Origin of the sequence: Streptomyces sp. NPDC046881 (assembly GCF_040645015.1) — a bacterium.
Classification (GTDB): domain Bacteria; phylum Actinomycetota; class Actinomycetes; order Streptomycetales; family Streptomycetaceae; genus Streptomyces.
In genome coordinates this window covers 23,607-29,606 of sequence record NZ_JBEYXJ010000104.1, presented here as the reverse complement: position 1 = coordinate 29,606, position 6,000 = coordinate 23,607, and the positions used below count along the sequence as shown (strand labels likewise).

4 protein-coding genes are annotated in these 6,000 nt (G+C 71.7%); 2 read left to right on the top strand and 2 right to left on the bottom strand.

The features are described from left to right. Window positions 1–189: 189 nt before the first annotated feature. Window positions 190–603 (bottom strand): TIGR03618 family F420-dependent PPOX class oxidoreductase, encoded by a 414-nt coding sequence (locus ABZ923_RS33335; protein WP_361479390.1) that lies wholly within the window; start codon window positions 601–603, stop codon window positions 190–192. Between the two features lie 112 nt (window positions 604–715). Between ABZ923_RS33335 and clpB the strand changes: the two genes are divergently transcribed. Further along, on the top strand, window positions 716–3,313 hold the full coding sequence (gene clpB / locus ABZ923_RS33330; RefSeq protein ID WP_361479387.1) for an ATP-dependent chaperone ClpB: 2,598 nt from the start codon (window positions 716–718) through the stop codon (window positions 3,311–3,313). A gap of 323 nt (window positions 3,314–3,636) precedes the next feature. Further along, on the top strand, window positions 3,637–4,167 hold the full coding sequence (locus tag ABZ923_RS33325) for a YbjN domain-containing protein (protein ID WP_189981928.1): 531 nt from the start codon (window positions 3,637–3,639) through the stop codon (window positions 4,165–4,167). A gap of 54 nt (window positions 4,168–4,221) precedes the next feature. Here the strand turns inward: ABZ923_RS33325 and ABZ923_RS33320 are convergent, their stop codons facing one another. Next, window positions 4,222–5,406 (bottom strand): pyridoxal phosphate-dependent aminotransferase, encoded by a 1,185-nt coding sequence (locus ABZ923_RS33320; RefSeq protein ID WP_361479384.1) that lies wholly within the window; start codon window positions 5,404–5,406, stop codon window positions 4,222–4,224. Window positions 5,407–6,000: the final 594 nt, after the last annotated feature.

The following is a 6,000-nucleotide window of genomic DNA, read 5'->3' as shown; positions in this document are numbered from 1 at the left end:
GCCACCCCCAAAACCACCACCACCCCCCCCCCCGCCAGCTACACCCCATCCCCCATCTCAAAACCATCCCGGCCGGCCCCCCCCCCCCCCCGCCCGCCGCCCCCCCTCCACCCCCCCCCCCCCCGCTGCAGTTTCCGGGGATATTTCCGGGTATCGGCACCCTCCACGGTGGCCAAAATCCGCCGGGTCTCAGCCGCGCCCCAGTGCCCGCTCGACCTGGATCTCGATCACCACGCGGGCGGGGTTCGGCGACGGCGTCCGCTCGTACCGCTGCGCGTAGCGCCGCTCCGCCTCCGCGATCCGTTCCGGCTCCGTGCGCACGTGCGCCCGCCCCTCCAGCGTCGCCCAGCGCCGGCCGTCCACCTGGCACACCGCCACCCGCGCCCCCTCGGATCCGGCCGCGCGCACATGGGACACCTTGCTGCTCGCCTCGTTCGTGATCACCCGCGCCAGCCGCGCCGCGGGGTCGTACGTCACGCCCACCGGTACGACGTGCGGGCTGCCGTCGGGGCGCAGCGTGGTCAGCGTGCACAGGTGGCGTTCGCGCCAGAAGGCGAGGTACGGCTCGCCGGGGGAAGCCGGGTCTACGGAGTGCCTGGTCATGCGCGCAACCTAGACCCGTGGGCCCTCCCGTTCGTACCTTGAGTGGAATAGACTCAACTTTGTGTACGCTAGCTAAGTCAGCAGTGCGAGGTCGAGGAGGAGAACGGACACCGTGGACGCCGAGCTGACCAACAGGAGCCGGGACGCGATCAACGCGGCGAGCAATCGTGCCGTGACCGAGGGGCACCCGGACCTCACCCCTGCTCACCTGCTGCTGGCTCTGCTCCAGGGGCAGGACAACGAGAACATCACCGACCTGCTCGTGGCCGTGGACGCCGACCAGGCCGCCGTACGCGCCGGCGCGGAGCGGATCCTGGCCGGCCTGCCCAGCGTGACCGGGTCCACCGTCGCGCCGCCGCAGCCCAACCGGGAGCTGCTGGCCGTGATCGCCGACGCCGGCGAGCGCGCGAAGGAACTGGGCGACGAGTACCTGTCCACCGAGCACCTGCTGATCGGTGTCGCCGCGAAGGGCGGCGCCGCCGGTGAGCTGCTCGTCCGGCAGGGCGCCGAGGCGAAGAAGCTGCTGGAGGCCTTCAAGAAGGCCAGGGGAGGACGCCGCGTGACCACCGCCGACCCCGAGGGCCAGTACAAGGCCCTGGAGAAGTTCGGCACCGACTTCACCGCCGCCGCCCGCGAGGGCCGGCTCGACCCGGTCATCGGGCGGGACCAGGAGATCCGGCGGGTGGTGCAGGTGCTGAGCCGCCGTACCAAGAACAACCCCGTCCTCATCGGTGAGCCCGGCGTCGGCAAGACCGCCGTCGTGGAGGGTCTCGCGCAGCGGATCGTCAAGGGGGACGTGCCCGAGTCGCTGAAGGACAAGCGGCTGGTCGCGCTCGACCTCGGGGCGATGGTGGCCGGCGCGAAGTACCGCGGCGAGTTCGAGGAGCGGCTGAAGGCCGTGCTCGCCGAGATCAAGGACTCCGACGGGCAGATCATCACCTTCATCGACGAGCTGCACACCGTCGTGGGCGCCGGCGCCGGCGGCGACTCCGCCATGGACGCGGGCAACATGCTCAAGCCCATGCTCGCCCGCGGTGAACTGCGGATGGTGGGCGCCACCACGCTGGACGAGTACCGGGAGCGGATCGAGAAGGACCCCGCGCTGGAGCGGCGCTTCCAGCAGGTGCTGGTCGCCGAGCCGACGGTGGAGGACACCATCGCGATCCTGCGCGGGCTCAAGGGCCGGTACGAGGCCCACCACAAGGTGCAGATCGCGGACAGCGCGCTGGTGGCCGCCGCCACCCTGTCCGACCGGTACATCACCTCGCGCTTCCTCCCCGACAAGGCGATCGACCTCGTCGACGAGTCCGCCTCGCGGCTGCGGATGGAGATCGACTCCTCGCCCGTGGAGATCGACGAACTCCAGCGTGCCGTCGACCGGCTGAAGATGGAGGAGCTGGCCATCGGCAAGGAGACCGATCCGGCCTCCCTCGCCCGCCTGGAGAAGCTGCGCCGCGACCTCGCCGACAAGGAGGAGGAGCTGCGGGGCCTGACCGCCCGCTGGGAGAAGGAGAAGCAGTCCCTCAACCGGGTCGGTGAGCTGAAGGAGCGGCTGGACGACCTGCGCGGGCAGGCCGAACGCGCCCAGCGCGACGGCGACTTCGACACCGCCGCCAAGCTGCTCTACGGCGAGATCCCGCAGCTGGAGAAGGAGTTGGAGGCCGCCTCCGAGGCCGAGGAGGAGGTCGCCAAGGACACGATGGTCAAGGAGGAGGTCGGCGCCGACGACATCGCCGACGTCGTCGCCGCCTGGACCGGCATCCCCGCCGGGCGGCTGATGGAGGGCGAGACGCAGAAGCTGCTGCGCATGGAGGAGGAGATCGGCAAGCGGCTCATCGGGCAGAGCGAGGCCGTGCGGGCCGTCAGTGACGCCGTGCGGCGGTCGCGGGCCGGGATCGCCGACCCCGACCGGCCCACCGGGTCCTTCCTCTTCCTCGGCCCGACCGGTGTCGGCAAGACCGAACTCGCCAAGGCGCTCGCCGACTTCCTCTTCGACGACGAGCGGGCCATGGTCCGCATCGACATGTCGGAGTACGGCGAGAAGCACAGCGTGGCCCGCCTGGTCGGCGCGCCCCCCGGCTACATCGGCTACGAGGAGGGCGGCCAGCTGACCGAGGCCGTGCGCCGGCGCCCGTACAGCGTGATCCTGCTGGACGAGGTGGAGAAGGCCCACCCGGAGGTCTTCGACATCCTGCTCCAGGTGCTGGACGACGGCCGGCTGACGGACGGCCAGGGCCGCACGGTCGACTTCCGCAACACCATCCTGGTGCTCACCTCCAACCTGGGCAGCCAGTTCCTGATGGACCCGCTCAGCAGCGAGGAGCAGAAGAAGGAACAGGTCCTGGAGGTCGTCCGGTCCTCCTTCAAGCCGGAGTTCCTCAACCGGCTGGACGACCTGGTGGTCTTCTCGGCGCTGACCAAGCCCGAGCTGGAGCGGATCGCGGGGCTCCAGATCGGCCGGCTCACCAGGCGGCTGGCCGAGCGGCGGCTCACGCTGGAGGTCACCCCCGAGGCGCTGGCCTGGCTGGCGGAGGAGGGCCTGGACCCGGCCTACGGCGCCCGGCCGCTGCGCCGCCTGGTGCAGACCGCCATCGGCGACCGGCTCGCCAAGGAGATCCTGTCCGGCGAGGTCAAGGACGGCGACACGGTCCGCGTCGACCGCTTCGGCGACGGCCTGCTGGTCGGCCCCGCGACCGGCAAGACCCTGTAGGCCCCGCGCGGGCACACCACGGCCCCTCGTCCCGGCAGCCCGCCGGGCCGGGGGGCCGGGGGGCCGGCGCGCCGTGCGGGCCGCTCAGACGCTGGTCATGGCGTCGTACACGGACCAGAAGAACCACACCGAGAACGCCAGACAGCCCCACCACAGGACCCACAGGGCCGCTCGTACCGCTCCGGGTATGCGCATGACCACATCATCACTCACCCCGGCCCCGCCGGTTCCCGTTCCGCCCTCGGCTGACAGGCGGCACGGGGTTGCCATCCCCCGCCCCTCCTGGGGGAGGATGGCGGCATCCGCATGAAGGGAAAAACACGGTGAGCATCGACCCGTCCTCGATTCCGAATTTCGGGGGCCAGCCCGAACCGCAGCCCCAAGGACCGGCGGGCCCCGTCCTCCCGGATCAGGACCTGGTGAAGCAGCTTCTCGACCAGATGGAGCTGAAGTACGTCGTCGACGAGGAGGGTGACCTCGCCGCGCCGTGGGAGCAGTTCCGCACCTACTTCATGTTCCGCGGAGAGGCCGAACAGGCGATCTTCTCGGTGCGGACCTTCTACGACCGGCCGCACAAGATCGACGAGAAGCCGCAGCTGCTCGAGTCGATCGACGACTGGAACCGCCGCACCCTGTGGCCGAAGGTGTACACCCACACCCACGACGACGGCACCGTCCGGCTGATCGGCGAGGCCCAGATGCTGATCGGCACGGGCGTCGACATCAACCACTTCGTCTCCTCCACGGTCAGCTGGGTGCGGGCCGCGATCGAGTTCGACAAGTGGCTGGTGGAGCAGCTCGGCCTGGAGCAGGAGGTCGACGAGTCCGAGCAGCCCGAGGACGACGGGGAGTAACGGCACCCCCGACCGGTCCGGGGGCTCCCGCCCCCGGGCCGTACCCGTCCGCGCTCACATGCGGCGCAGCCGCTCCGCCGCCTCCCGGAGGACCTCCTCCCGCTTGCAGAAGGCGAAGCGCACGAACGGCGCCCCCGCCTCCCGGTCGTCGTAGAACACCGCGTTCGGGATGGCCACCACGCCCGCCCGCTCCGGCAGGGCGCGGCAGAAGGCGAAGCCGTCCTTCTCGCCGAGGGGCCGGATGTCGGTGGTGACGAAGTAGGTGCCGGCCGGCCGGAACACCTCGAAGCCCGCCGCCGTGAGCCCCTCCGCCAGGATGTCCCGGCGGACCAGCATGCCCCGGCGGAACTCCTCGAAGTAGGAGTCGGGCAGGGCGAGCGCCTCGGCCACCGCGTACTGGAACGGGCCCGAGGCGACGTACGTCAGGAACTGCTTCACCGAGCGGACCGCGCTCACCAGCGCCGGCGCGGCCGTCACCCAGCCGACCTTCCAGCCGGTGAACGAGAACGTCTTGCCGGCCGAGCCGATGCTCACCGTCCGCTCGCGCATCCCGGGGAACGTGGCCAGCGGCAGGTGCCCGGCGCCGTCGAAGACCAGGTGTTCGTAGACCTCGTCGGTCACCACCAGCAGGTCCCGCTCCACCGCCAGCTCGGCGATCGCGGCCAGCTCCGCGCGGGTGAGCACCGTACCGGTCGGGTTGTGCGGGGTGTTGACCAGCAGCAGCCGGGTCCGGTCGGTGACGGCGGCCCGCAGCTCGTCGAGGTCCAGCCGGAAGCTGCCGTCGTGCGGCCGCAGCGTCACCGGCACCCGGGTGCCGCCCGCCATGGCGATGCTCGCCGCGTACGAGTCGTAGTACGGCTCCAGCGCCACCACCTCGTCGCCCGGCTCGACCAGCGCCAGCAGCGAGGCCGCGATCGCCTCGGTCGCGCCCGCGGTGACCAGCACCTCGGTGTCCGGGTCGTACGACAGGCCGTAGTGGCGCTGCTGGTGCGCGGCGATCGCGGTGCGCAGTTCGGGGATGCCGGGGCCGGGCGGGTACTGGTTGCCGCGGCCGTCGCGGAGCGCCCGGACGGCGGCCTCCCGGATCTCCTCGGGGCCGTCGGTGTCGGGGAAGCCCTGGCCCAGGTTGATCGCCCCGGTCGCCACGGCGAGCGCCGACATCTCGGCGAAGATCGTCGTCCCGAACTCGGCGAGCCGGCGGTTGAGGTGAGGACGTGCGCTGGAGGTCATGCCGGCCATCCTGCGCTCAAGCCCGGGTTTCCTCAACTCACCTTCAGGCAATGCTGCGCATCCGTCCCGGTGGCCCCCGAATCACCTTGCGCTGCAGGTCAGAGGGTGTTTTCCCGGGTGGACCCTCAGAACTTGCTCAACTCTGCTTTGGGGTGGGAAGCGGCCGGGCATCCCCCCGGCACCGCGCGAGGCGCGGCACACGCGAGGCGCCCACGGGGGGCCGCTTCGGGGGAAGGGAAGGAGGGTGGCGCCATGTTCGCAGGCATCATCCTGGCGGTGGTCGTGATCGTGTTCCTCGCGGCGGGCCGGGCCCGCCGGAGCCGGAACGCCCGGCTCTCGCTGCACAAGAGCGGCCGCGGGCGCAGCCGGTCGTACGGCTCCTCGTCCTCGTCGTCCTCCACGGACAGCGGGTCGAGCAGCTGGTGGGTCGGCGGCGGTGACTCCGGCTCGTCCGGCGGACACGGAGGCCACGGAGGCCACGGCGGGGGGCACGGGGGTCACTCCTGCGGGGGCGGTCACTCCTGCGGCGGGGGTTCGTCGTGCGGCGGGGGCTCCTCGTGCGGCGGGGGCGGATGCGGGGGAGGCAGCTGACACGGGGCAGCC

Bases quoted from the DNA above. Each gene is read 5' to 3' on its own strand.
- ABZ923_RS33335 (WP_361479390.1), bottom strand. From the start codon at position 603: ATGACCAGGCACTCCGTAGACCCGGCTTCCCCCGGCGAGCCGTACCTC.
- ABZ923_RS33320 (WP_361479384.1), bottom strand. From the start codon at position 5,406: ATGGCCGGCATGACCTCCAGCGCACGTCCTCACCTCAACCGCCGGCTC.